This window comes from Paraburkholderia sp. J8-2 (genome assembly GCF_905220195.1).
Taxonomy (GTDB): Bacteria; Pseudomonadota; Gammaproteobacteria; order Burkholderiales; family Burkholderiaceae; genus Paraburkholderia.
On sequence record NZ_CAJMZA010000001.1, the window covers coordinates 379,006 to 405,060 of the forward strand.

Sequence of the window (26,055 nt, forward strand, 5' to 3'; positions counted from 1 at the left end):
TAGAGGCCATGCAGGAAGGCTGCGCGCACCGCGCGCGGCCTCGCAAGATCAGCGCGAGAGCGTGCGGTAGCGCGTTCCGGTGGTGCCGGCAGTGCGGCGCTCGGCGGTGCCGGACGACGCCGTATTGGCTTCGTGAGACTCGCCGCCGGCAAGCAGTGCGCCTTTGGCGGTGTAACGCTGGACCGGCGGTTGCAGCGGCGTGAGCCGCACGCTGCCCGGCACGGCCGGAGGCAACGCGCGTGCGGCGGCGGCATTCGACGGGTCACCACGCGTCACGCTCGTGCTCTGAACGCTCGCGTGCGGCGCGGCGTTCGCCGACGTGGTTCGCGAGCCGCTCTGTGCCGCGCCCGTCGAGGCGGCATGCCTCGCGAGATGCGAGCCCGGCCACGACACGCCGGACTCGGACTCGGCCGAGCCTTCGCGATCGAGCCATTCACGCGCCCAGTCGAAAGCGAAATTGCGCGCGGATTCGCGATCCTGGAACGGCGGCCCGATCAGGCCCGAGCGCTCGATGCGCTTGCCATCCTTGAGGATCTCCACGGCCCCGCGAAACATGCGGTTGCGCACGGGCTGCACGGTCAGGCTCATCGTATAGCCGCGCCATTCCGCGACCTGCACGACGCCGCCCGCCGGGTGTGCGACCCGATGCGACGCGTCGCGCGGCATTGCGCGAGTCGCAGCAGGCTTGTTCACGCGCGAAGGCGAGAACGGTGCGAATGCGGTTTCACTTTGCGAACGCGTCGCACTCGCAACAGCCTTTGCCGTCGTTGCCGTCGTTGCGCTGGACACGACAGGCGCGTCGATCGAAACGGGCAACGCCGGCTCTCCGCCAGCGAGCTGACGCATCATGCTTTCCATGGGGTCGGCCAGCGGCGCGTCGGCGAGCGCGGCGGGCGCCTGCCAGGCTTCGGGGCTCTTCCAGAACACGGCCGGCTGGCCGTCGTCCTCGGCGACTTCCTCGACTGCGACTGCAACGGGTTGCGCATCGGCCTGCACCGGCTGGGGTACATAAACGAACTTGCGGCCGCGTTGCGAGAGCAACTCGACCAGTTCGATCAACGTGCCGCTGCCGTGCCATTCCTCGAAACGACGGCGGCAGGTGGGCCCGGACGGATAACGCGCGGGCAGGCGCGACCACGACTCACCGGTGGTGAGAATCCAGAGGACGGCATTGGCCACGACGCGCGGCTCGGCGCGAGGGCGGCCGCGCCGGTTGAGTCTAATAGGAGGTTCATCTGACACGAGCGAAGACACCTGCATCCACTCGTCGTCGCTCAGTTCTTCGAAATTCATGCTGTTCTCCACGCAGCCGGACCGGGGCTGCAGTGACGGAGCATCGGCTCGCGGATCTTGCTGCCCGCGTTGGCTAGCTCGGTTGCACCATATGCTTATATGACGTGTTCATTTGCGTCGCTGCGCGCACTCTGGCAGTGCGTTCTTTCACTGTATTGACGCAATAAACGTGGTCTCACTCGTGCAAGGGAGAATTTGTGCAGGAAGCATACCACCTGAAACCAGCCGATGAGGAGGACCGTAATAAGTGTTACGGTTAGAAACAATCTCCCGCTTGAATCGTCGGGAATATTGCCAGAAAAGGCCTGTAAACGTGGTGTTTTACAGCGTCGATACAGTTGTAACAGGCGCATTCGTTGCGTAGCCCGCGCGTGGTCCGCGTCGTGCGCAATTCCAAACGCATGCATACCACTTGAGACACACCCCCCTCTTCGGACACCCCGGTTCGCTCCCGCATCGCCATCGTTGTGCCCGCAACAAATGACATGCCGATGAAATCATCGGATGCAACACAAAACGGTCACGGCGAGATGCGGCGACCGTACTTTGCACAGGTTGCACCCCTACCGTCCGAACGCCCGTGCGGCGTCACGTAGCGAAGCCGCGCAAACGAATCCGTCTATAGTAAGAGCGCACTGAACCACCACGGAGATTCGTGTATGCAAACCTCTGTTCCGGGCGTCGCCACGCCGCGCATTGCCACGGCGCTGATGGCCACCCTGACTCTGGCGCTGCTCGCCCCCTGGGGCGGCGCACAGGCGCAACTCGGCAACCTGCTCAACCAGGGCGGCAGCGGCGGCTCGGCACAGGGCGCGCTCGGCAATCTGGGCGGACTTGGCAGTTCGCTTTCCGCGTCCTCGCTCACCTCGAGCAGTCTCGGCAATGTCACCGGCGTGCTGCAGTACTGCATCAAGAACAATTACCTGAACGCCGACGCCGCGAGCAACGTGAAGGACTCGCTGCTGAGCAAGCTGCCCGGCGGCGCGAACACCACAGACAGCGGCTATACGCAGGGCACGAGCGGCATCCTCACGGCCGGCAATGGGCAGAAGCTCGACCTCACGGGTAGCGGCCTCAAGGAGCAGGCCACGAAGCAGGTCTGCGACAAGATCCTGAGCCAGGCGAAATCCATGCTGTAACGGCCGCGATCGCGCATGCGGATGTGTGCGGGCGCACGCCCCGCGCAATTTATGTGCCGTAAGCTTTGAACACGAACGAAGTCCGGGTGTCGAATAGAGTCAACCGGACTTCTCCCGGCATTGCTGCTCGTAGCCATGACCAAGCGCCAAACTTCCGTGATATTCGCGTTCCCGGCGATTACGCTGCGGGCCGCGCTTAGCGGCCTTGCCGCTTTTGCCGCGCTGCTGGCGCCGCTGGTCGCGCATGCGCAAACCAGCACACGCGACCAGCAGTTCGACTGCAAGTCCGATCCCCACACGTTCATTTCGTCGCTTATCGACGACAAATCCATCGAACCCGAGCCGACGCGCGTCGAAGCGAATTCGGTCAACGCGTTCAGCCCCGTGCGCGGCACCCGCCTGAGCGCGTTCGGCTTTCCCATTTACGTGGTACTCGGCTACGACCGCGACGACACGCTCTTCAAGCGAGGCGCGGGCAAGGAGATCGCCTCGCCGCTTTATGGCGTCGTCGTGTCCGCGCCCGCGGAGAAGGTGCGCTCGCGCGTGCGCGAAGCCAACAGCGACGCCACGGTGCAATCGGTCGTGCCGTTGCTCCTCACGGCGATCGTGTGCGGCGGTTGAAAAACTCAGCCGCCGAAGAACGCCAATGCGCCCAGGCCCACGCCAACGATGGCCACGCCCACCGACGTATTGAGCAGCCAGCGGCGCCGCGTAAGCAGCGTGATGGCCGTGAGCGCGATCGAGATCTGGATGAGCGTCGTGGCCTGCGCCCAGCGATGATGGCCGTGCAGCACCTGCTCGCTTAGCGCATCGTCCTGCTCGACGATCTTTTCGAGCGCCTCCGCCTTCGCGCGGATCGGTTCCTTCTGCTGGCGATAGCGGTCGGCGTCGGCAGCAAAGCGCTTTTGCGCGGCTTCCGAATTCGGCGCGAGCGCAGAGAGTTGCGCGCCCAGTTCCGCCAGATTCTGCTTCTCGCCCTTCGCCTGATAGTAGGCCCATTGATTCGCGGCTTCGGTCTTGCGAATCGCCGCTTCGTTCTTGTAATAGAGCGCCTGGTTCTCGCTGTTGCCGCTCTGGTAGGCAAAGATCGCCCCAATGGAAGCGAGGATCGCCGTCATCACCGCCATGCGGCCCGGGAACGGGTCGCCCTCGCCGTGCCCGCCATGGCCCGCCGCGGCGTGTTCGACCGCGTGGTCGTGCGGCCCATGCACTTCGTACTCTTCAGACATCCAAACACTCTCCGCTTGATCTGACTTTCACCAATTCGTCGCCCTGTCGCCCTTCGCTCCGGCGGCTCGCGCCGCCTTTCCCCCATGCAGCGCGCCCGATATGGGACGCTCAATTATCGTGAGCGCAGCGCGCTTGTCCAGTACCCGGAATGCATTGGATGTAACGAAACCCGAAATGTCTTCTGACGAAAGCGAAACGTAGGCTTTATCGTCTATTCATTCAGAATAGGTACCCCGGGATGCTGCAGCGCATCCCCTCCCGCCTGCCGTTTGCAAACGTGGATTGACGCCTCAGTTTGCCCCTTCGCGCCACCGGCGTCGTTGCAGTGCCACATGGCCCTATATGCAACGTCGCAAGGCATGCCTTGAGGCCTTCTGCCGTGAATATATTCCAGCCTGGGAGACCGCCATGGGGCCTACAACGGCCGCGCAAGCTGCGGCTATCGATACCGTTGCACACCGTGCGCGCGTGAGGCTTTCCGGGCCGGACGAAACGGGCGGCCTGATCGACGCGATCTACGACGCCGGTTTCGACGCGCAACGCTGGCCGGATGTCTGTGCGCGCATTGCCCAGCGCATCGGCGCGCAACACGTGAATCTCACCATGCTGCCGCCCGAAAGCACCTTCTCGCTCGCCGAGTGGGACGGCATCGACGCTTCGTTTGCCCACTCGTATGCGCAGTACTACGGCGGCTTCGATCCGATCGTGCCGCAGGCGCGCCGCTGGGCCGCCGGCACACTCGTCACCGACACGATGATCCGCCCGCAGGGGAGTCTGGAACGCAGCGCTTTCGTGCAGGAGTGGGTGCGCCCGCAACGCTTCTACACGGTGGCCTTCGCGAACGTGCTGCGCGAAGGCGACATGGCCGCCGTACTCGGCGCACTGCGCCACGAAAAGCGCTTCTATAGCGAAGACGAACTGGACGCCCTGCGCGAGCTGCTGCCGCATCTGCGCAACGCGTTGCGCGTGCAGCGGCACACCGCCCGCACCGTCGCCTCGTACGACAAAAGCGGCTATGCGCCCGCAGACGCGCTCGACGCGCTCGCACACGGCGTCCTGATCGTCGATGCCGATGCGCACATCGTGTTCGCGAATCGCGCCGCCACCGCGCAGCTCGCACGCGCAAACGGGCTGCGCACCGAACACGGCACACTCAGCGCCGCCACGGCCGCCGCCACGCAGCAGCTGCACGCGCTGATCGCGCGCGCAGCCGGACGCGACGCACGGGACCGCACGGGCGGCGCGATGCTGATCGCCCGCCAGCCGCCCGACGAGCCGCTCCAGGCGCTCATTTCGCCGCTGGGCGCGCACCGGCGCGCCGACTACTGCGCGCAAGCCGCGCGCGCCGGCACGGCCATGCTGATCGTGATCGATCCGCAGTCGTCGCGGCGCGGCGTGGAAACGCGTCTCGTCGCGCTGTTCGGCCTCACGCCTGCCGAAGCGCGCGTGGCCTGCGAAGTCGGCAAGGGCCTCAACACGAAAGACGTGGCCGAGGCGCTGGAGGTTCTGCCCTCCACCGTGCGCACGCATCTGCATCACGTGTTCGCGAAAACGACCACGCGCCGCCAGGCCGAGCTGATGCGGCTGATCGCGCAGCTTGCGATTGCGCGCGGCGATTGAAGCATGTTCCGGGTGCCATAAAAGAAACGGCCCGCGCAACCCACGTTCGATGAACGCGGATTGCGCGGGCCGCAGCGCGGCACGACCTCAGACGATCAACCGCCCAGATATGCGCGCTTGATATTGTCGTTGGCGAGCAGGTTGTCGGCGCTGTCGGCGAGCACCACGCGTCCGGTCTCCAGCACATAGCCGCGATCGGCCACATGCAGCGCCTTGTTCGCGTTCTGCTCGACGAGGAACACCGTCACGCCTTCCTCGCGAATCGTGCGGATGATGTCGAAGATCTGCGCGATCACGAGCGGCGCGAGGCCGAGCGTGGGTTCGTCGAGCAGCAGCAAACGCGGACGGCTCATGAGCGCGCGGCCGATGGCGAGCATCTGCTGCTCGCCGCCCGACATCGTGCCCGCACGCTGTTTCGCACGCTGGTTCAAACGCGGAAACAGCTTGAACACGTGCTCGATGCCCGCATCGATCTCGTGCTGCGAGGCGAAGAAGCCGCCCATCTGTAGGTTTTCGAGCACCGTGAGGCTCGGGAACACGCGGCGCCCTTCCGGCGAAATCGCCATGCCCTTGCGCATGATGTCGTGCGTGGGCATGCGCGTGATGTCCTCGCCTTCGAACGTCACTTTCCCGGCCGACGCGCGCGGCGTGCCGCACACGGTCATCATGAGCGTGGTCTTGCCGGCGCCGTTGCTGCCGATCAGCGTGACGATCTCGCCCTTGTTCACTTCGATCGACACGCCCGCCAGCGCTTCCACCGCGCCATAGTGGGTATGGACCTTTTCCAGCTTCAGCATCAGTCCTCTCCGAGATAGGCCTTGATCACGCGCGGGTCGTTGCGCACTTCGTCGGGCTTGCCGATCATGATCGGCTTGCCGTGTTCCATTACGAGAATGCGGTCCGATACGCCCATCACGAGGCTCATGTCGTGCTCGATCAGGAGTACGGAGATTCCGAACTCGTTACGCAAGCCGTCCACCATCTGCTGCAGTTCGACCTTCTCCTGCGGATTCAAACCGGCCGCGGGTTCGTCGAGCATCAACAGACGCGGGTCGGTGATCATGCAGCGCGCGATTTCGAGCCGGCGCTGATGGCCGTATGAAAGCGTGCCCGCCTCGCGGTTCGCCACCGGCTTCAGGCCCACGCGTTCGAGCCAGTACGCGGCGCGTTCGAGCGCGGCGCGCTCGGCGCGGCGATACGCGGGCGTCGCGAACAGGCCGCTCAGCATGTTGCGGTTCACCTTCAGGTGCTGCGCGACCATGAGGTTTTCGAGCACGGTGAGCTGCTTGAAGAGGCGAATATTCTGGAACGTGCGCACGAGGCCGCGGCGCGCGACCTGGTGGCTCGGCTGGCCAGTGATGGCGTGGCCTTCCAGCACGATGTCGCCCGCGGTCGGCTTGTAGAAACCGCCCACGCAGTTAAACACTGTGGTCTTGCCCGCGCCGTTCGGCCCGATGATCGCGAACACCTCGTTCGGACGCACGTCGAAGTCGATGCCGTCCACGGCCAGCAGACCGCCGAAGCGCATCTGCAGGCCCGCTACTTTCAACAACGCTTGTGCGCTCATTGCGGCAACTCCACGTGCGGACGGCTTGCGGGCAACAGGCCCTGCGGACGCCACATCATCATCAGCACCATCACCAGACCGAAGATCAGCATGCGGTACTCGGCAAAGCCGCGGGCCACTTCGGGCAGCGCGGTGAGCAGGATCGCGGCGAGCACCACGCCCAGTTGCGAACCCATGCCGCCCAGCACCACCACGGCGAGAATGAGCGCCGACTCGATGAACGTGAACGACTCGGGCGTGACGAGCCCCTGGCGCGCCGCGAAGAACGCGCCCGCGAGACCCGCGAACGAAGCGCCCAGCGTGAACGCCGAGAGCTTGATGCGCGTTGGGTTCAAACCCAGCGAGCGGCAGGCGATCTCATCTTCGCGCAGCGCTTCCCAGGCACGGCCCATCGGCATGCGCAGCAGGCGGCTCGTGACGAACAGCGTGAACGCCACCAGCACGAGCGCGAGCAGGTAGAGGAAGATCACCATGTGCTCGCCGCTGTACTCGATGCCGATCAATTCGTTGAACGTCTTCGCGCCTTCCACACTGGCGTGGCGGGCCATTTCGAAGCCGAACACGGTGGGCTTGGGAATGCTGGAAATGCCGTCCGGGCCGCCCGTGATGCTCGTGAGGTTATTGAGCAGCAGGCGAATGATCTCGCCGAAGCCGAGCGTGACGATGGCGAGATAGTCGCCGCGCAGGCGCAGCACCGGGAAGCCGAGCACGAAGCCGAACGTAGCGGCTGCGAGCGCCGCGAGCGGCAGGCATTCCCAGAACGTGAAGCCGAAGTACTGGTTGAGCAGCGCATACGTATAGCCGCCCACCGCGTAGAAGCCCACGTAGCCCAGGTCGAGCAGACCTGCGAAACCCACCACGATATTGAGGCCGAGACCAAGAATCACGTAGATGAGCGCGAGCGTCGCGACGTCGATCGCGCCGCGCGAACCCATGAACGGAAACACCGCGCCGAACGCAAGCAGCACCCAGATCGCCACGCGCTGCTGGCGCGCGCCGAGCGCGGGGGCCTTCGGCAGGCGCACGTTACTCGTTGCGCGCACAAACATCGGCTTGGCGAGCTGGAACACGAACACCACGGCAGCCGCGATCCAGACCGGACGCCAGTGCTGCTGCAGCACGACCTGATAGCCGTCGAGCGTGAGCTGCAGGCCGAGAATGGGCGCGGTGAGGATGATGGTCGCCACGGCGGCGGCGAACGCACCCTTCACCGTTTGCGACGAGGACTGACCGTGTGCGCTATTGCTGGCCGCGCGTACCGAAACAGTTTGGCTCATATCGACCTCACACCTTTTCGACGTCCGGCTTGCCGAGCAGGCCGGTGGGACGGAAGAGCAGCACGAGCACGAGCAGGCCGAAGGCCACGACGTCCTTGTACTCCGCGGGCATGTAGCCCGAAGCGAGGGTTTCGGCGAGACCGAGCAGCACGCCGCCGAGCATCGCACCCGGAATGCTGCCGATACCGCCCAGCACCGCGGCCGTAAACGCCTTGATGCCCGCAATGAAGCCGATATACGGATTGAGCTTGCCGATCGTGAGCCCGATCAGCACACCGCCCACCGCCGCGAGCATCGCGCCGAGCACGAACGTGAACGAGATCACGCGGTTCGTGTCGATGCCGAGCAGGTTGGCCATCTTCATGTCTTCGGCGCAGGCGCGGCACGCGCGGCCCATGCGCGAGCGCGAAATGAAGAGCGTAAGCGCGATCATCAGCACGAGCGTGACGCCGACGATCAACATGCGCGCGTACGGAATCGTCACTTCGAAGTTGCCGCCCATGTTGAAGTCGAGCGCGCCGGAAATGAGCATCGGCACGGACACGTCGCGCGCGCCCTGCCCGATCTGCACGTAGTTCTGCAGAAAGATCGACATGCCGATGGCGGAGATGAGCGGCACGAGGCGAGGGCCGCCGCGCAGCGGCCGATACGCCACCCGCTCGACCGCGAAACCGTAGAGCCCGGTGACGAGCACCGAGACAATGAGCGCCGCGCCCAGCACGAGCGGCAGCGGATAACCCGCCGAGGTGCCGATGGCCGTGAGCGTGACGAGGCCCACATAAGCGCCGATCATGTAGATCTCGCCGTGAGCGAAGTTGATCATGCCGATGATGCCGTAGACCATCGTGTAGCCGATGGCGATCAGCGCATAGATCGCGCCCAGCGTGAGCCCGTTGACGAGCTGCTGGGTGAACTGCGGAAGAAAATCATTCATGCGTAAGCCCCGCGGCCGTGAAGCCGATAAGAGACCTTTGGAGAGACCTTTGAAACCGATCCTGTTGCTTTAGTTGCGCGCGCAACCGCTGCAAAAACGCCCCGCCACCAGGAGCGGGGCGTTTGCTGCGTGCAGCGCCGGGATCAGTTCGCGGCGGTCTTCGTGGCGTCCTTGTGCCACGTGTAGACGACGAAGCGGAACGACTTGAGGTCGCCCTGTGCGTCGTATTCGACCTTGCCGATCGGCGTGCTGAACGCGTTCTTGTGCAGGTAGGCGGCAACCTTGGTCGGGTCCGTGCTCTTCGCACCGGCAATGCCGTCGGCGATCACTTCAACCGCAGCGTACGACGGCATCTGGAACGGGCCGTTCGCGTCGCGCTTGGCGTCGGCGAATGCCTTCACGAGCTTGGCGTTGGCGGGGTCCGAAGCGAAGTCGGCGGGCAGCGTGACGAGCATGCCTTCCGAAGCCGGGCCGGCAATGGCCGTCACGTCCTTGTTGCCCACGCCTTCCGGACCCATGAACGTAGCCTTCACGCCCTGTTCACGCGACTGGCGCATGAGCAGGCCCATTTCCGGGTGGTAACCGCCGAAGTAGACGAAGTCCACGCCTTGCGACTTGAGCTTCGTGACGACTGCGGAGTAGTCCGAATCACCGGCGTTGATGCCTTCGAACACGACAACGGGAATGTGTGCCTTGTCGAGCGCGGCCTTGACCGACGTGGCGATGCCCTGGCCGTACGACTGCTTGTCGTGCAGGATCGCGACCTTCTTCGGCTTGACCTTGTTGATGATGTAGGCGGCGGCTGCCGGACCTTGCTGGTCGTCGCGGCCAATCGTGCGGAAGATGAACTGGCGCTTCTTGCCTTCGGTCAGCTGCGGCGCGGTGGCCGACGGCGTGACCATCACAACGCCTTCGTTCTCGTAGATGTCCGAGGCGGGAATCGTCGAGCCCGAGCAAACGTGGCCAACCACGTACTGGATGTGCTGCGAAACGATCTTGTTGGCGACGGCGACAGCCTGCTTCGGCTCGCACGAGTCGTCCATCAGGACGGCTTCGAGCTTGTTGCCGTTCACACCGCCGGCGGCGTTGATCTGCTCGATGGCAGTCAGCGCGCCCGCCTTGACCATGTCGCCGTACTGGGCGACCGGGCCGCTGAACGGGCCGGCAATGGCGATCTTCACGGTGTCGGCGTTTGCGCTTGCACCAAATGCGAGCAGCGCGGCAGCCACGGAAACAGCGGTAAGACGGGACAACGTCATCAGGAGCTCCTCGATTGTTTTCGGGTCAACCGGTCAGACGGAATGACCTGCGCAAACGAACAGCGCCCCAATGACATTCAATGGGGAACAACCACGACGAGCACCAGAGAAAAAGACGTGACGGGGCCCGGCGTGTATCAGCGCCCTGGTAGGCGGCTGAGTTCGGAGAGACTGCTGAGTTACAGACTCTGTTGCGCAAGCGATCCGCCTGCCCCGTTCGCTGCAATTCGTACCGGTAAGGTGGACCGGCCTGAATCAGCGACCCGCGGATGCTATCAATAATCCATTTTCACGGCAACTAAGGGTTTTTTCGGATATCGACTTGACTTTTGACATCGGTCAATTGAGGGGGATGCCGGAAAGCGCTTGAAAAAGCTCGGGAAAATGCCCTTTCATGCGGGTTGCGGACCACTCTCCGCCCTGAGACGACCGGCTGATGCGGGTGTACGGAATGACAGGATTTCTGATTTTTACAGGGCTTTTTCGGTTATTTTAATTTTCAACGAGATCTGATCGACGAATCGCGCGAATCAATAAAATAAATATCAATCGATAACCACACAAAAATCATCGAACACATTATCGAGATACCGGGAATACCCTAAATGCAAAACACGCCAAATCATTGATTTATAAGGATACATATTACAATAACCTTAAAATGCAATTTTTGAAAAAAATACACAATCCATATCACCCTCCACCTCACCCGCACTTTTCACCCAAACCCCGAAAGTGAGAAACTTTTCGTTAAAGCACAGCGTTTCCCCATAATCGGATTGTGCAATCTCGAATAAATCTTCACGGCACCGTCGCGCGGCCGCCTCACTGCCCCGCCAACGCGTTCCAGCCCCGCAAGAGTCGGTGGTATCCTCGCTCCCTCGCCGCGCCCGCATGCACCACGACGGCGCATGCCGCGTGCTCCCGCCACGCGTGAAGCCGGCGACGCCGCACCCTGCAGATCCGAAAAAACCGCAAGAACCCAGCACTCGGGGGAGATCAAACCGCATGAAGACCTTCAAGCAGGCAACCGTTGCCGCCACCCTTTCCCTGATCGCCGGCGCCGCCGCGCTCGCGCTGACTTCGGGCGCCGCACGCGCCACCGAAACCGCGACCGTGGAAGTGCTGTCAATCGTCGAGCACCCGGCACTCGACGCGATCCGCGACGGCGTGCGCGACGAACTGAAGGCCGCCGGCTACGACGCCGGCAAGAATCTCAAGTGGGAATACCAGAGCGCGCAAGGCAACACGGGCACCGCCGCGCAGATCGCGCGCAAGTTCGTGGGCGACAACCCGAGCGCGATCGTTGCGATCGCCACGCCTTCTGCGCAGGCCGTTGTGGCCGCAACGAAGTCCGTGCCCGTGGTGTACTCGGGCGTGACGGATCCGGTGGCCGCACAACTCGTCAAGACGTGGACGCCGAGCGGCACGAACGTGACCGGCGTGTCCGACAAGCTGCCGCTCGACAAGCAGGTCGCGCTCATCAAGCGCGTCGTGCCCAACGCGAAAACCGTCGGCATGGTCTACAACCCCGGCGAAGCGAATTCGGTCGTGGTCGTGAAGGCGCTCAAGGAACTGCTCGCGCAACAAGGCATGACGCTGAAGGAAGCCGCCGCGCCGCGCACCGTGGACATCGGTCCGGCTGCGAAGAGCCTGATCGGCAAGGTCGACGTGATCTACACGAACACCGACAACAACGTGGTTTCGGCGTACGAAGCGCTCGTGAAGGTGGCCAACGACGCGAAGATTCCGCTCGTCGCTTCGGATACGGACAGCGTGAAGCGCGGCGCCATCGCGGCGCTCGGTATCGACTACAGCGACCTCGGCCATCAAACGGGCAAGGTCGTCGTGCGTATTCTCAAGGGCGAGAAGCCGGGCGCAATCGCCTCGGAAACCAGCAGCAAGCTGCAACTGTTCGTGAATCCGGCCGCCGCGCAAAAGCAAGGCGTGACGCTCTCGGCCGACCTGCTCAAGGACGCGACCACGGTCGTGAAGTAAGCCGCAGGCGTGGCGCATCGCACGCGCCACACTGCCAGGCCCGATAAAGGCCGCTCATTTGCGTAACGACGATGCACAACGGCGCGCTGCCCCATCCGGGCGGTGCGCCGCGCATCGACTCCGGTGCACCGCCGCCGCAGACCGCAACAGGATTTCTCCTCATGTCCCTCTACTCGCTTCTGGGCGCACTCGAGATCGGCTTGATCTTCAGTCTCGTGGCCCTCGGGGTGCTGATCTCGTTTCGCATCCTCAACTTCCCCGATCTCACCGTCGACGGCAGCTTTCCGCTGGGCGGCGCCGTGGCGGCCACATTGATCGCCGCGGGCCACGATCCGTTTCTCGCGACCGCCTGTGCGATCGTTGCGGGCGCAATCGCCGGCTTCATCACCGGCTGGCTCAACGTGCGCCTGAAGATCATGGATCTGCTCGCGAGCATCCTCATGATGATCGCGCTCTATTCGATCAACCTGCGTGTGATGGGCGCGCCGAACGTGCCGCTCATTTCCGAAGCCACGGTATTCACGATCATCCAGCCCGCCTGGCTGCCCGACTACGTGCTGCGCCCGCTCGCGCTGCTCGTCGTCGTGCTGGCCGCGAAGTTCGGGCTCGACTGGTTCTTCTCTTCGCAATACGGTCTCGCGCTGCGCGCAACGGGCGCGAATCCGCGCATGGCGCGCGCGCAGGGCATCGCCACGGGCCGCGCAACGCTCGCCGGCATGGCGCTGTCCAACGCGCTCGTCGCACTGGCCGGCGCCCTTTTCGCGCAAACCCAGGGCGGCTCGGACATTTCGATGGGCATCGGCACCATCGTGATCGGGCTTGCAGCCGTGATCATCGGCGAGAGCGTCCTGCCCGCGCGCCGCCTCGTGCTCACCACGCTCGCCGCTGTGCTCGGCGCGATCCTGTATCGCTTCTTCATTGCGCTCGCGCTCAACAGCGACTTCATCGGCCTCAAAGCGCAGGACCTGAATCTCGTCACCGCCGTGCTCGTGACGATCGCGCTCGTGCTCCCCGCCACGCGCAAGAAACTGTTTGGCCGCAAGAACGGGAGGGCATGAAATGCTCAGCGCCAAAGACCTCAAGCTGACTTTCAACCCCGGCACGCCGATCGAAACGCGCGCGCTGCGCGGGCTCACGCTCGAGATTCCGAGCGGCCAGTTCGTGGCCGTGATCGGTTCGAACGGCGCAGGCAAGTCCACTTTCCTCAACGCGATCAGCGGCGACCAGCGCGTGGATAGCGGCACGATCACCATCGACGGCCACGACGTCACGAAGCAACAGGCCTGGGACCGCGCGCCTCTCGTCGCCCGCGTGTTTCAGGACCCGATGGCCGGCACCTGCGAGGCGCTCACCATCGAAGAGAACATGGCGCTCGCGATGGCGCGCGGCAAGCGCCGCGGCTTCGGTCCCGCCCTGAAAAGGCAGAACCGCGAACTGTTTCGCGCGAAGCTGCGACTCTTGAATCTGGGCCTGGAAAATCGTCTGACCGATCGCATCGGCCTGCTGTCGGGAGGCCAGCGCCAGGCGGTCAGTCTGCTGATGGCGTCGCTGCAGCCTTCGCGCATCCTGCTGCTCGACGAGCACACGGCCGCGCTCGATCCGAAAACGGCCGCGTTCGTGCTGGAGTTGACCGCGCGTATCGTGGAGGAAGCGAAGCTCACGACCATGATGGTCACGCACAGCATGCGCCAGGCGCTCGACTACGGCCAGCGCACGGTGATGCTGCACCAGGGTCAGGTGGTGCTCGACGTTTCGGGCGATGCGCGCCGCGGACTCGACGTGCCGGACCTGTTGCGCATGTTCGAGCAGAATCGCCACGAGAAGCTCGACGACGACGCGCTGCTGCTGGGATAACGCGCTTTCGCCAAAAGCCGCCGCTCAGGCCAGGCCCGCCCCTCGATCGAGACGGCGGGCTTTTTCAATCCGGCATGACGACCGTTCAAGCTTTCTTCGGATACGAATACTTGAACGTCCCCTGCGCGCTCGCAATCAGCAGTTGATCGTCCACCCATGCCTCGGCGCGCGCAAAGAAGATCGAGCGGCCGCCGCGCTCCAGAAATCCCTTCGCGCGCACGAGCTGGCCAAGGCCTTTGTCGAGGTAGTTGGTCGTGAGCGAGAGCGTGAAACCATGGCGCGGTGCGTCGCCAACCGGCGCGAACAACCCCGCATAGCCAGCCGCCGCGTCGAGCAGCGTGGCAATCGCGCCGCCTTGCAGCACGCCCTGGCGATTGAGCTTCGAAGCGTCGATAGGCATGACAAGCTCCGCATAACCCTCGCGCCACTGCGCGACGCTCACGCCGAGCGTTTCAAGAAATGGATTGTCCACGGCGAATTGCGACATACGCTGTCTTCCTTGCATTATCGGGCGATGCGATCGATTATAGGGTGGCTGTACAAAGGCCGCAGCGCAGCAATGCCGCCCGAACGACTGTTCAGCGAAATTCCGCGCAACTGTACATGGCCAGCACTGCCGCGCCGCACAACACTGCCTGAAGGCGCACGATCCGCGCCTCCCACGCAACCCACTTCCCGGTCAATCAAGGTACCCAAGATGAACGACAACGCGCTCCACTCCGATCCGCTGCCCCCTTCGCGCGCTGCCGCGGCGGCGGCGGCGGCCGGGGCCGCGCCCGTGCCTTGCCCCACTGTCGATACGCTCGACCGCATCCTGCCCGAGGAGCCGCTCCTCATGATGGGTGCGGGCCCTGTGCCGATTCCCGACGCCGTGGCCAAGGCCAACACCGTCGTCATCAATCACCTCGGCGACACCATGGCGCGCGTCATTCACCAGGTGAAGGCGATGGCGCGCTACGTGTTCCAGACGCACTCGAACTGGGTGCTCGGCGTAGCCGGACCGGGCTCGGCGGCCATGGAAATGGCGATCTCGAACCTCGCGTGGCCCGGCACCCGCGTGCTCTCCATCGTCAACGGCTTCTTCAGCCAGCGCATGGCCGAAATGGCGGGCCGCGTGGGCGCCGAAGTCACCACGCTCGACGTGGCCAACCGCGAGATCGCCTCGCTCGAAGCCGTCGCGCAGGCCATCGAGCGCACGCGCCCGGCAGTCGTCACGATCGTCCATGGCGAAACGTCCAACACGGTCTGGAATCGTGAGCTCAAGGAAATCGTGCAGCTTGCCAAGGCCGCCGGCGCGCTCGTGGTGGTCGACGCCGTGTGCACGCTGAGCACCATGCCGCTGGAAATGGACGCCTGGGGCATCGACGTCGTGATCACGGGCGGCCAAAAGGGCCTCTCGTCGATCCCCGGCGTGTCGCTCATTGCCTTCTCGGACGCCGCATGGGAGCGCGTGCGCACGCGCACCGCGCCGAACACGCACTGGTGCCTCGACGCCATGCTCGCCGAAAACTTCTGGCACAACGCCGGTTACCACTACACCGCGCCCGTTTCGGGCGTGCTGGCGCTGCACGAGGCGCTGCGCCTCGTGTGCACGGAAACGCTTGAAAAGCGCTTTGCGCGCCACCTGCGCTGCTCGCTCGCGCTGCAAAGCGGCGTGAGCGCGCTGGGCCTCGCGCTCTATACGCCGCCAACGTGCCGCCTGAATTCCGTGGTCGGCATCGAGCTGCCCGAAGGCGCGACCGCGCGCGAGGTGTGCAACCACATCTCGCAGCAATATCAGGTTGAGATTGCCGGATCGTTCGGTCTCCCGATCGTTCGCATCGGGCAAATGGGCGAGCAGTGCCGCGAGCACAATCTCTTCCGCACCGTGCACGCGCTTGGCCGCACGATGAGCGACCTCGGCGTGAAGGTCGATCTGCCTGCCGGTGTTGCCGCGCTCGAAGAGTCGCTTTCGGCCGGCTCGCGCGAAACACGCCGTTAAGCGCTCATTGCGCCGCGCGGCCGCTCAAACACTCAAACACGCCGCGCGCGAACGCAGATGAACGCCGGCGACTGCACGAGTTCTGCGTGCAGCGCCGGCGATACCGCCTTCATTTCCGCTTGCGGCACGGGTTCGAGCACGCGGTCGATGGCCCAACCCGTTTCCATGAGCGCGTTGAAGATATCGGCAAGCGGGCGCCTGAATGCTTCCACCCAAGGCTTCGGCTCGCCAAAGCCGCCCCAATGCAGGCCGAAGCGCGTCGTCTCGAAGTAGGTGCGCGAACCGCGCGTGCGCGTGTCGATCCAGTCGCGCATGGGATGGGACATCGAAAACACCAACAGTGCGCCTGGGCGCGCCACGCGGTGAAACTCCTGAAACGTCGGCGTGAGGTGCTCGACATAATCGAGTGCGAGCGAGCACACGATACGGTCGACCGAAGCGCTCGCGAGCCATTCAAGCGGCTGCGCGAGATCGCCCTGCGTGAGCTCGACGGCAAGGCCCGCGCAACGCGTCTTCGCCAGTTCGACCATCGCTGGCGTAACGTCGAAGGCCTGCACGCGCGCACCCTCGCCCGCCAGCTCCGCGCTCACGATGCCGGGCCCGCAGCCCGCGTCGAGCACGTCGAGTCCCGCCACCGCGCCTAGCAGCGAACGCGTGGCGGGACGCTCGTAGAGCGCGTTGTGCGGCTTGACGGGGGCCTGCTCGGCGTAGCGATCGGCGAACTGCGTGTAGCTGGCGCGGCCGGGCGGTTCGTTGGGCGCTGGGGTGGTGTTCTTGTCGTCGGTGGACATGAGAGCGGTTGGATGGCGATTGGGTACGCTATTGTCCATCGTTTCACGCCTGCGGACCAACGCCGCATCAGGCTACACCTACCCAGCCGGACCTACCTGGCCGGGTAGGTCCGGCCGGACTAGAACAGCACCGAAATCCCCGCCATGCCGACAAACTGCGCGTTCGTCGACGAAGGCGTTGCGTTCTGCGAGTCCCCCACTGTCGCCACGGCGCCGGTGATAGCGCCTGTGGCGCCGAGCGTCTGACCGTTCGCGCGCTGATACGCCTGCAGCGCATAGAGCGTGGTGCGCTTCGAAAGATGCCACGACTCGCGCAGCGAGTATTGCTGGTAGCGCGCTGCGTTCGCGATGCCGTTCGCCTTCGCCGCCATGGTGTACGAGAACGCGCCCGCGAGATCGAACGCCGGTGTCGCGCGCCATGCGGCCAGTGCGCCGTACGTGTTGAACACGGCCGTGTTCGCGAACGCCGCGCTGCCGCCCGCCAGATATTGCACGTTGGTGTAATTCAAGCCGAAAGTGAAATCGCCCAGCGTGTAGTTGCCGGCGGCGGCGATGTTCTGCACCGCGCGCGCCGACGCATAGCCGCGATTCACCGCCGAAACGGCAAACGAGCCCGACGCGTTCGGATCGAAGTTCAGCGTGCGGCCCGTGTTATTCAAGCGCAGATAACCGGCCGCGAGGCTCAGCGGGCCTGCCGTGTAGCGCAGCGCGGCGCTGAGGCTCTGCCCCGCGCCCGGACTGCCGGCTATGCCGCTGAATCCGTACAGCACGCTCGCGCTCACGCCCTTGAAAACGGGTGACGTATAGGTGAGCGCATTGTTGATGCGCACCGTCGTGTCGAGGCTGTCGTAATCGCCGGGGTGCGCGCCGGTCGCGCCCGTGAGCCAGCTGCTGGACGCAAGCGGCCCGACGAAGAGCATATAGGGCGTGTACTGGCGGCCCAGGGTCACGGTGCCGTAGGTGTCGTTGGCGAGGCCCACGTAGGCCTGGCGGTTGAAAAGCAATCCGGCCGACGACGCCGCGCCCGTGTTCGCGTCGAAGCCTGCCTGGAGATCGAAGATCGCACGTGTTCCCCCGCCCAGGTCTTCGTTACCGCGAAGCCCGAACTTGGAGGCGTAAAGGTTGCCCTGCCGCAGGTATACGTTCGAGCTGCCGTTCTGGTTGTTGACGTAGCTGATCGCGTCGTCCACGACGCCGTATAGCGTCACGTTCGATTGCGCTTGAACGGGTGCCACCTCGCAGATTGCTGCCGCAAGCAGAAAGGCACGCAGCGTAGCGTGTTTTTTCATCAGGTCTCCTTATGTTATTGAACGCACCGGCTAGCCGAACGAAGCGGGCGATAGCCATGTCATACGACAACCGATATCATGAAAAATCGGAGCCATCGTAGATTTGCACCCGGACGCCGTCAAGCACCCCTCCCGCGATACGCCGACCTTTATCGCAAAGGTGTGATTTCGCTCAAACCGGCGAAATATAAAGCGCCAAACACGCGTACTGGCATCGCCTGCGCGGCCCTGCGTATCTTGACACCTGCTAGCCGCAAAACTTAGCATCAGCGAAAACATAGATGTGCGTTGTCGTATAACTTGTAGCGGTCACGACCCGGCACGCACGACACGGAGCGCCTACACGAAAAGCCCCATTTAATTAGTACAGTGAACTGATTTCCAGGCGCAACACGTCACCGCGCGCGGAAACAGGAGGAGACAAAACTTGAAAACAGTCAAAGGCCTGCGCTGGTGGATCATTGCCCTCGTTTGCGTGGGCACCATTCTGAACTACCTGGCGCGCAACTCGCTGGCGGTGCTCGCGCCCGAACTCCGGCACGTGCTGAGCTTCAGCACGCAGCAATATTCGTATATCGTCGCCGCCTTTCAAATCGGCTACACCATCATGCAGCCGGTGTGCGGCATCATCGTCGACCTGCTCGGACTGCGCATCGGCTTCACGCTGTTCGCCGCGTTGTGGTCCGCAGCGGGCGTCATGCACGGCTTCGCCACGGGCTGGCTGTCGCTCGGCGCCATGCGCGGCTTGCTCGGTCTTTTCGAAGCCGCGGCCATTCCCTCGGGCATGAAGGCCGTTGCGGAATGGTTTCCCGACCGGCAAAAGTCGGTGGCAGTCGGGTACTTCAACGCGGGCACGTCGCTGGGCGCCGTGCTCGCGCCGCCCGTCGTCATTTTCTTTTCACTGCGCTTTGGCTGGCAAACGGCCTTCATCGTGACGGGCGCGGTCGGTTTCATCTGGGCCGCCGCCTGGTACGCGCTCTATCGCGCGCCCAGCGCTCACCCGCGCATTAGCGAAGGCGAGCGCGCGTTCATCATGGAAGGGCAACACCGGCCGGCGGCGCAGGGCAAGGCGAGCACGCGTGAGGTCGTCACATCGCGGCGCTTCTGGGCGATTGCATTGCCGCGCTTCTTCGCGGAACCGGCCTGGCAAACCTTCAGCTTCTGGATCCCGCTCTATCTGGCCACGGAACGCCACATGGACCTCAAGCAAATTGCCGCGTTCGCATGGCTGCCCTTCGTCGCCGCGGACCTGGGCGGCATTCTGGGCGGCTATCTCTCGCCCTTCCTGATGCGCCATTTCCGATTGCCGCTGCTGTGGTCGCGCGTGGCGGGCGTGGTGCTCGGCGCATTCATGATGATCGGGCCCGCGTGCATCGGGCTCGTCGCTTCGCCGTATATGGCCATCGCGCTCTTTTGCGTCGGCGGCTTCGCCCACCAGATGATCTCCGCGCTCGTCAACACGCTCGCCGCCGACGTGTTCGACCCGCGCGAGGTCGGCACGGCAAGCGGCTTCGCGGGCATGGCCGCGTGGATCGGCGGACTGAGCTTCTCGCTCGTGGTCGGCGCGCTCGCCGACAAGGTCGGCTACGGCCCACTGTTCGCGAGCCTCGGCGCGTTCGACCTGATCGGCGCCGCGCTGCTCGTGTGGCTCATCCGCGGGCAATCCCGCAGCGAATACAAGCTGGCGCGCGCATGACAGCGCCCGGCAAGACCAACAAGGATTACCCATGACGACGCTCCTCCATCCCCCCAGGTTCACGCTCGCGAAGCAAGACGGGCACCACCTGTGCCTCGAAAGCGCGCAAGGCGCCACGATCGATGTGTTCGTGCTCGAAGAAGACATCGTGCGCGTACGCGTGTTGCCCGATGGCCGCGCACATGGACCGCGCACGTGGGCCATTGCGCCAGGGCTCGACGACGTTCCGTACGAGGGCCGCGACCGGCTCGATGTGACCGGCTTCACGATGCCTTCGTTCGGCATCCTTTCCAATCCGGATGAGATCGGCGTCGAGACCTCGCAGATCCGGCTCACCATCGCGCTGGCAGGCGGCCACTGCACATGGGAAATGCGCGACCGCGACGGCTGGTTCTGCGTGCTGCAGGACCGCGCGACGCAGGCCTACAACTTCGGCTGGTGGGACGAGCGCGTCTACCATTACGTGCGCCGCCAGCCCGGCGAGATGTATCTGGGTCTCGGCGAACGCGCCGGCTCGCTCGACCGCGCGAACCAAAGCTACCGCATGACCAATGTCGACGCGATGGGCTACAACGCGAGAACAACCGACCCGCTCTACAAGCACATTCCGTTCTATTTGACCTGGCAACGCGATGCGCGGCTCGGCTTCGGCCTCTTTTACGACACGCTCGCCGACTGCACCTTCGACATGGGCCGCGAGCTGGACAACTATCACGGCCCCTACCGCCACTTCGTCGCCGACCACGGCGACCTCGACTACTACTTCATCGCCTCGCCGCAAACGCCGCTTGCGGCCGTGCGGCGCTTCACATGGCTCACCGGCCGCCCGGCGCTCATGCCGAAGTGGGGCCTCGGCTACTCGGGCTCGACCATGAGCTACACCGATGCGCCCGACGCGCAGCGCCGCATGGGCGAATTCCTCGAGCGCTGCCGCGAGCACGATATGCTTTGCGACTCGTTTCATCTATCGTCGGGCTATACGTCGATCGGCGCGAAGCGCTATGTGTTCAACTGGAATCACGAGAAGTTTCCCGACATCGCGCGCTTCGTTCAGGATTACCTGGAAAATGGCGTGAAGCTATGCGCGAATATCAAGCCATGCATGTTGCACGATCATCCGGAGTTCGAACAAACTGCGCGAGAAGGCTTGCTGATCGAGGACCGCAACGGCGAACCAGCGTGGGTGCAGTTCTGGGACGAGGTAGGCGCGTATCTCGACTTCACGAATCCCGCCGCCGCGCTCTGGTGGAAAGAGCACGTGAAAGACGCGCTGCTGCGCTACGGCATCGCCGCCACGTGGAACGACAACAACGAGTTCGAGATCTGGTCACCCCACGCCATGGCGCATGGCTTCGGCACGCCGTGGCCCGCGCGTGAAGCAAAGGTCCTGCAAACGTTGCTGATGATGCGCGCCTCGCGCGACGCGCAGCGCGAGCACGCGCCCAATACGCGCCCTTTCCTCGTTTCGCGCTCGGGCGGCGTGGGCATGCATCGCTATGTGCAGACCTGGTCGGGCGACAACCGTACCTCGTGGGAAACGCTGCGCTACAACCTGAAAATGGGCTTGGGGCTGGCGCTTTCGGGCGTGTCGAACATCGGCCACGATATTGGCGGCTTTGCGGGTCCCGCACCCGAGCCGGAATTGTTCATGCGCTGGATACAGTTCGGCGTGTGGATGCCGCGCTTTTCCATTCACTCCTGGAACGACGACGGCACGGTCAACGAACCGTGGATGTACCCACAGCTCACGCCCCAGGTTTCGGCGCTGCTCAAACTGCGCTACCGGCTGCTGCCTTATCTGTATCAGTTGCTCTGGGATTCGACGACGCACTACGAGCCCGTACTGCGCCCGACCTTCGCTGAGTTTCCCGACGACGCGCGCTGCTACGCCGAATCCGACGACATGATGGTCGGCGCTTCGCTGCTTGCGGCGCCCGTGGTCGAGCCGGGGCAAACGGAGCGCGAAGTCTGGCTACCAACCGGGGCGCGCTGGACCTGCTACTGGAGCGGCGAACCGTTCGAGGGCGGCCAGAGCGTGACGCTGCCCGCGCGGTGGGACCGGCCCGTCATGCTGGTGCGCGAGGGCAGCGTGATTGCGCTGAACGTCGCCGAGCAGCAGTTCGGGCATCGCGCCGACCAGCGCGCATTCATCGTGGTGCCGTTCGCGAGCGGCGAACGCGTGTGCCGCCGCTATGTGGAGGACGACGGCGAATCCGAGGCGTGGCGGCATGGGGCGTTCGGCGAGTGGATTGTGTGCGCGCAAGGCGACGCGACCACCCTCACGCTCGCCGTCGAAGCGACCGGGGCGATGCCTCATGCGCCTACGTCCGCGGAGATCCGCTTGCCAGCAAGCGAAGCGCGCGGCGTGGCCGTGGCCGCGGGGCGCATCGTCACGGACGAGCGCATGGGCGGCTGGCGTCGCATCGTCATCGAACTCGGTTGATGTAGCGGGACACCGGGCGCCGGTCAGTCCCGCTGATACCGCACCCCGTATGGCGGGCCGCCCTGGCCCGCCCCCACTTCAGTGAATTGCCCGCGAAAAGCCCACACAAACGCGACCCCGGTTATCATCGCGCTCTTGCGTGCGCGATCCCGATGCGCACGGCATAACGCAACCGCAGGCAAACGATGTCCCCCATCCCTTTCGACGCCATCCTCTTCGACTGTGACGGCGTTCTCGTCGACTCAGAGCGCATTACGCACGTGGTCCTCACGCAGATGCTGGGCGAACTCGGCTGGACACTCACGGTGGACGAAGCCATGGGCATCTTCGTGGGCAAGGCCGTGAAAGACGAAGCGGCGCGTATCGAGGCGCACACCGGCTTCGCGATCACGCATGCCTGGCTCGAAGGCTTTCGCGCGCGCCGCAACGAGGCGCTCGAGCGCGATCTCGTCGAGATTCCGGGCGCGCCCGCGGCCGTTCGCGCGGTGCACGCGGCAATGGACGGGCGCATCGCCGTGGCCTCGGGTGCGGACCGGCGCAAGGTCGAGCTGCAACTGCGCAAGGTGAACCTGCTCGACTGCTTCGAAGGGCACATCTACAGCGGCCACGAAACGCCGCGCAGCAAGCCGCATCCCGATGTCTATCTCGCGGCGGCGGCCGGTCTGGGCGTGGCGGCCGGGCGCTGCGCCGTGGTCGAGGACACGGTCACGGGCGCGCGCGCGGGCCTCGCCGCGGGCGCCACCGTATTCGGCTACAGCCCGCCCGAGCCCGGCCACAGCAGCGCGCAAGCGTTGCTCGAGGCGGGCGTCGCGCACGTTTTCACCGACATGGTGCAGCTCCCCGCCCTGCTTGCCGGCTGGTCAAATCGTTAAGCGCCTATAAAAAACGGCCAACAGCCGCGCTCCCCGCGTATTGTTGGCCCCACGCATCACCGCGCACCACATAGAAAGCAGCCCGCTCCCGACTCGCATACCATCCGAGTCGTGGCGCTGCGAAAGAAAAAGATAGTTTGCTATCGAATCGCTTTGGGCTATTATCCGCCGATGTCGAATCTTCATACTTTACGCCTTGCGGTTAGCAGCACGCTCGTGGTGGCGGCACGCAAATGGCGGCGCACGACGCACGGCGCGCTCACCGCATACAACGTCTCCGAAGCGTGCGCCGCGCCGCTTCTCACCGCCGGGCGTCTCGGTGAAGCCGTGCGCCAGGTCACGCTCGCGGAGCACGTGGGCATTGAAGGCCCTTCGCTCGTGCGGCTGCTCGACCAGCTGTGCGCCGCCGGGCTCGTACGCCGCGACGAGGACCCCGACGACCGCCGAGCCAAAACGATCTCGCTAACGAGCGAAGGCCGCGCCGTGACCGAGCGCATGGAGGACGAACTGCGCTCGCTGCGTGCGCGCGTGCTCAAGGGCGTGAGCCGCGCCGACCTCGAAGCGACGCTGCGCGTGCTCAACGCGTTCAATGCGGCGCCCTCCGCTGACCAGGCTGACCGGGCCTTACACGACTGAAAGCAGAAAGCGGACCCATGACCTACCCCTCCATCCGCGACTGGCTCTTTTCGGTCAAGACCTTCGCCGCGTCGATGCTTGCGCTCTATATCGCGCTCGTATTCCAGCTACCGCGTCCCTACTGGGCGATGGCAAGCGTGTACATCGTCTCGAACCCCTTCGTGGGCGCCACGCGCTCGAAGGCGCTGTATCGCGCGCTCGGCACGGCGCTCGGCGCGGCCGCTGCCATCCTGCTCGTGCCGCCCTTCGTCGAAACGCCGCTGCTTTTCAGCGTGATCGTCGCCGCGTGGACCGGCACGCTGCTCTTTCTGGCGATCTCGGACCGAACCGCGCGCAGTTATGTGTTCATGCTCGCGGGCTACACCATGCCGCTCATCGCGCTGCCCACGGTGACCGATCCCACCACGATCTTCGACGTGGCCATCGCGCGTACCGAGGAAATCACGCTCGGCATCATTTGCGCGAGCGTGGTGGGCAGCAACATTTTGCCGAGCCGCCTCGCGCCCACGCTGATCGAACGCGCCGACGCGTGGTTCCGCGACGCCGCCTGGTACGGCAGCGAAACGCTCTCGGGCCATATTGTGGGCAACGCGCTTTCGGCCTGCCGCCAGCGCCTCGCGGCCACGGTGAACCAGCTCGAATTCCTGCTGAGCCAGCTGAGCTACGACCACACGCACCCGGAAATCCTTTCGCGCGCCGAATCGCTGCGCGGGCGCATGCTGCTCTTTCTGCCGATGATTTCCGCGCTCGCCGACCCGCTCATCGCGCTGCGCCGCGATTTGCATGTGTGGCCCGAGGGCCTCGACAGTCTGCTCGACGACGCGGCCCGCTGGTTCAGCGAGCCACTGCCCACGCGCGCCGCCGACATGCACGACGACGCGGGCGACGCGACCGCGGAAAGCCTGCGCAGACGCGTCGCCGCGCTGCAGCCCGCGCGCGACGCGCTGGCGAGCTGGGAAGGCGCGCTCCTCTCCAACGCGCTCTGGCGCCTCGGCCAGGTGATCGACGTGTGGCAGGACTGCCGCGCGCTGCGCGCGCTCATCGCGCACGACGGGGGCGGCACATGGCGCGCGCGCTATCGGCACTGGCGGCTCGGCGGCACCGAGCGCTTCTACGACCGCGGCCTCATGCTGTTCTCGTGCTTCGTGCCCATGAGCGCGATCCTCGTGGCCTGCTGGCTGTGGGTGAGTTCGGGCTGGCACGACGGCGCGGGCGCGGTGACACTCGCGGCCGTGGCCTGCTGCTTCTTCGCGGCGTCCGACGAGCCCGCGCCGCTCGTGTTCCGCTTCTTCCTCGCCACGGCGGCAAGCGTGGTGTTTGCGGGCCTGTACCTGTTCGTCGTGTTGCCCAAGGTGCACGACTTCGCCATGCTCGTGCTGCTGTTCGCGGGGCCGTTCATCCTGATCGGCACGCTCATTCCACGCCCCGCTTTCAATATGGTGACGATGCTCGTGGCCGTGAACACGGCGACTTTCATCAGTGTGCAAAGCGCCTACGAGGCCGACTTCCTCGTGTTCCTCAACAGCAATATCGCCGGCGTGGCGGGCCTGCTGTTCGCGTACCTGTGGACGCGCGCAACGCGCCCGTTCGGCGCCGAACTCGCGGCGAAGCGCTTGCTGCGCTCGAGCTGGAGCGACGTCGCGCTCTCGGCCTCGCCCACGCCCATCGCGGACCAGCGCAACCTCACCTCGCGCATGCTAGACCGGCTCATGCAGATCATTCCGCGTCTGGCCGCATCCGACGACCATCGCCATCCGTCGGTCGAGAGCTTTCGCGATCTGCGCATCGCGCTCTCGGCGCTCGATTTGCGCCGCTCGCTGCGCAAGCTCGACAGCGAAGTGATCGACGCGATCGACCGCGTGCTCAGCGGCGTGAGCGAGCACTATGCGCGCTGCGCGCGCGAAAGCGAGCGCCAGAGCGCGCCGCCCGCGCTGCTCGCGAACATCGACGACGCCATGCGCCGCGTCGCGGCCCACGCCCGCGCGCAACTGCCGCCCGCCACCGCAGGCGACGCCGAGGCGCAGAGCGCGCCGCGCGCGCTCGTTTCGCAGCGCTCGTTGAGCAACACGCTGCACGCGCTCGTGGGCATGCGCCTCGCGCTGTACCCCGCTTTGTCGGCGCAGTCGCCTTCCCACCCGGACGCCACGATATGAGCGCGCATTCCTCTTATCCTTTT

22 protein-coding genes are annotated in these 26,055 nt (G+C 64.9%); 12 read left to right on the forward strand and 10 right to left on the reverse strand.

The features are described from left to right. Positions 1 to 48: 48 nt before the first annotated feature. The gene (locus tag U5A52_RS01625; RefSeq protein ID WP_321933581.1) at positions 49 to 1,293 is read right to left on the reverse strand and encodes a transposase; all 1,245 of its coding nucleotides are present in this window, start codon (positions 1,291 to 1,293) and stop codon (positions 49 to 51) included. Between the two features lie 710 nt (positions 1,294 to 2,003). Between U5A52_RS01625 and U5A52_RS01630 the strand changes: the two genes are divergently transcribed. Together U5A52_RS01630 and U5A52_RS01635 are read left to right on the forward strand one after the other, a co-directional pair. Further along, entirely contained in the window at positions 2,004 to 2,432 is a 429-nt protein-coding gene (locus U5A52_RS01630; protein ID WP_321909830.1) for a DUF2501 domain-containing protein, read from the forward strand. A gap of 135 nt (positions 2,433 to 2,567) precedes the next feature. Next, on the forward strand, positions 2,568 to 3,053 hold the full coding sequence (locus U5A52_RS01635; RefSeq protein ID WP_321909365.1) for a hypothetical protein: 486 nt from the start codon (positions 2,568 to 2,570) through the stop codon (positions 3,051 to 3,053). A 5-nt stretch (positions 3,054 to 3,058) separates the two neighbouring features. Here the strand turns inward: U5A52_RS01635 and U5A52_RS01640 are convergent, their stop codons facing one another. Next, a complete protein-coding gene (locus tag U5A52_RS01640; RefSeq protein ID WP_321909367.1) occupies positions 3,059 to 3,661 on the reverse strand; it encodes a DUF4337 domain-containing protein in 603 nt (200 codons plus the stop codon). 409 nt (positions 3,662 to 4,070) lie between these two features. Between U5A52_RS01640 and U5A52_RS01645 the strand changes: the two genes are divergently transcribed. Further along, a complete protein-coding gene (locus tag U5A52_RS01645) occupies positions 4,071 to 5,282 on the forward strand; it encodes a helix-turn-helix transcriptional regulator (RefSeq protein WP_321933583.1) in 1,212 nt (403 codons plus the stop codon). A gap of 95 nt (positions 5,283 to 5,377) precedes the next feature. Here the strand turns inward: U5A52_RS01645 and U5A52_RS01650 are convergent, their stop codons facing one another. The 5 genes from U5A52_RS01650 to U5A52_RS01670 form a co-directional block, all read right to left on the reverse strand. After that, the gene (locus U5A52_RS01650) at positions 5,378 to 6,079 is read right to left on the reverse strand and encodes an ABC transporter ATP-binding protein (RefSeq protein WP_321909370.1); all 702 of its coding nucleotides are present in this window, start codon (positions 6,077 to 6,079) and stop codon (positions 5,378 to 5,380) included. Then, on the reverse strand, positions 6,079 to 6,849 hold the full coding sequence (livG, locus tag U5A52_RS01655; protein WP_028203113.1) for a high-affinity branched-chain amino acid ABC transporter ATP-binding protein LivG: 771 nt from the start codon (positions 6,847 to 6,849) through the stop codon (positions 6,079 to 6,081). The genes U5A52_RS01650 and livG overlap by 1 nt, the downstream gene beginning before the upstream one ends. After that, on the reverse strand, positions 6,846 to 8,126 hold the full coding sequence (locus tag U5A52_RS01660; protein WP_321933586.1) for a high-affinity branched-chain amino acid ABC transporter permease LivM: 1,281 nt from the start codon (positions 8,124 to 8,126) through the stop codon (positions 6,846 to 6,848). The genes livG and U5A52_RS01660 overlap by 4 nt, the downstream gene beginning before the upstream one ends. 7 nt (positions 8,127 to 8,133) lie before the next feature. Next, positions 8,134 to 9,060 carry a high-affinity branched-chain amino acid ABC transporter permease LivH gene (gene livH, locus U5A52_RS01665; RefSeq protein ID WP_028213765.1) on the reverse strand — a complete coding sequence of 309 codons (927 nt, stop codon included), beginning with the start codon at positions 9,058 to 9,060 and terminating at the stop codon, positions 8,134 to 8,136. A 143-nt stretch (positions 9,061 to 9,203) separates the two neighbouring features. Beyond that, complete coding sequence (locus U5A52_RS01670; protein WP_321909377.1) at positions 9,204 to 10,319, reverse strand: branched-chain amino acid ABC transporter substrate-binding protein; 1,116 nt, start codon at positions 10,317 to 10,319, stop codon at positions 9,204 to 9,206. 1,008 nt (positions 10,320 to 11,327) lie between these two features. Between U5A52_RS01670 and U5A52_RS01675 the strand changes: the two genes are divergently transcribed. From U5A52_RS01675 to U5A52_RS01685, 3 genes are all read left to right on the forward strand, one after another. After that, the gene (locus U5A52_RS01675; protein ID WP_321909379.1) at positions 11,328 to 12,317 is read left to right on the forward strand and encodes an ABC transporter substrate-binding protein; all 990 of its coding nucleotides are present in this window, start codon (positions 11,328 to 11,330) and stop codon (positions 12,315 to 12,317) included. Positions 12,318 to 12,478: 161 nt separating this feature from the next. Beyond that, positions 12,479 to 13,375, forward strand: a complete 897-nt coding sequence (locus tag U5A52_RS01680; protein WP_321909381.1) for an ABC transporter permease — start codon at positions 12,479 to 12,481, stop codon at positions 13,373 to 13,375. Between the two features lies 1 nt (position 13,376). After that, entirely contained in the window at positions 13,377 to 14,171 is a 795-nt protein-coding gene (locus U5A52_RS01685) for an ABC transporter ATP-binding protein (protein ID WP_321933589.1), read from the forward strand. Between the two features lie 85 nt (positions 14,172 to 14,256). Here the strand turns inward: U5A52_RS01685 and U5A52_RS01690 are convergent, their stop codons facing one another. Further along, the gene (locus U5A52_RS01690) at positions 14,257 to 14,658 is read right to left on the reverse strand and encodes a PaaI family thioesterase (RefSeq protein WP_321933591.1); all 402 of its coding nucleotides are present in this window, start codon (positions 14,656 to 14,658) and stop codon (positions 14,257 to 14,259) included. A 348-nt stretch (positions 14,659 to 15,006) separates the two neighbouring features. Between U5A52_RS01690 and U5A52_RS01695 the strand changes: the two genes are divergently transcribed. Further along, positions 15,007 to 16,152 (forward strand): alanine--glyoxylate aminotransferase family protein, encoded by a 1,146-nt coding sequence (locus U5A52_RS01695; protein ID WP_321909832.1) that lies wholly within the window; start codon positions 15,007 to 15,009, stop codon positions 16,150 to 16,152. 32 nt (positions 16,153 to 16,184) lie between these two features. Here U5A52_RS01695 and U5A52_RS01700 read toward each other — a convergent pair whose 3' ends face one another. Then, complete coding sequence (locus U5A52_RS01700; RefSeq protein ID WP_321909833.1) at positions 16,185 to 16,943, reverse strand: class I SAM-dependent DNA methyltransferase; 759 nt, start codon at positions 16,941 to 16,943, stop codon at positions 16,185 to 16,187. A 119-nt stretch (positions 16,944 to 17,062) separates the two neighbouring features. Then, positions 17,063 to 18,232 (reverse strand): porin, encoded by a 1,170-nt coding sequence (locus U5A52_RS01705; protein WP_321909389.1) that lies wholly within the window; start codon positions 18,230 to 18,232, stop codon positions 17,063 to 17,065. 427 nt (positions 18,233 to 18,659) lie between these two features. On the opposite strand from U5A52_RS01705, the gene U5A52_RS01710 reads away from it, so the two are divergent. The 5 genes from U5A52_RS01710 (at position 18,660) to U5A52_RS01730 (ending at position 26,032) form a co-directional block, all read left to right on the forward strand. Further along, the gene (locus tag U5A52_RS01710) at positions 18,660 to 19,928 is read left to right on the forward strand and encodes an MFS transporter (RefSeq protein WP_321909391.1); all 1,269 of its coding nucleotides are present in this window, start codon (positions 18,660 to 18,662) and stop codon (positions 19,926 to 19,928) included. A 31-nt stretch (positions 19,929 to 19,959) separates the two neighbouring features. Beyond that, the gene (locus tag U5A52_RS01715) at positions 19,960 to 22,371 is read left to right on the forward strand and encodes a glycoside hydrolase family 31 protein (protein WP_321933593.1); all 2,412 of its coding nucleotides are present in this window, start codon (positions 19,960 to 19,962) and stop codon (positions 22,369 to 22,371) included. Between the two features lie 185 nt (positions 22,372 to 22,556). Beyond that, positions 22,557 to 23,243, forward strand: a complete 687-nt coding sequence (locus U5A52_RS01720; protein ID WP_321933595.1) for an HAD family phosphatase — start codon at positions 22,557 to 22,559, stop codon at positions 23,241 to 23,243. Between the two features lie 171 nt (positions 23,244 to 23,414). Next, positions 23,415 to 23,879 carry a MarR family winged helix-turn-helix transcriptional regulator gene (locus U5A52_RS01725; protein WP_158760321.1) on the forward strand — a complete coding sequence of 155 codons (465 nt, stop codon included), beginning with the start codon at positions 23,415 to 23,417 and terminating at the stop codon, positions 23,877 to 23,879. Between the two features lie 17 nt (positions 23,880 to 23,896). Beyond that, positions 23,897 to 26,032 carry an FUSC family protein gene (locus tag U5A52_RS01730; protein WP_321933597.1) on the forward strand — a complete coding sequence of 712 codons (2,136 nt, stop codon included), beginning with the start codon at positions 23,897 to 23,899 and terminating at the stop codon, positions 26,030 to 26,032. Positions 26,033 to 26,055 lie beyond the last annotated feature (23 nt).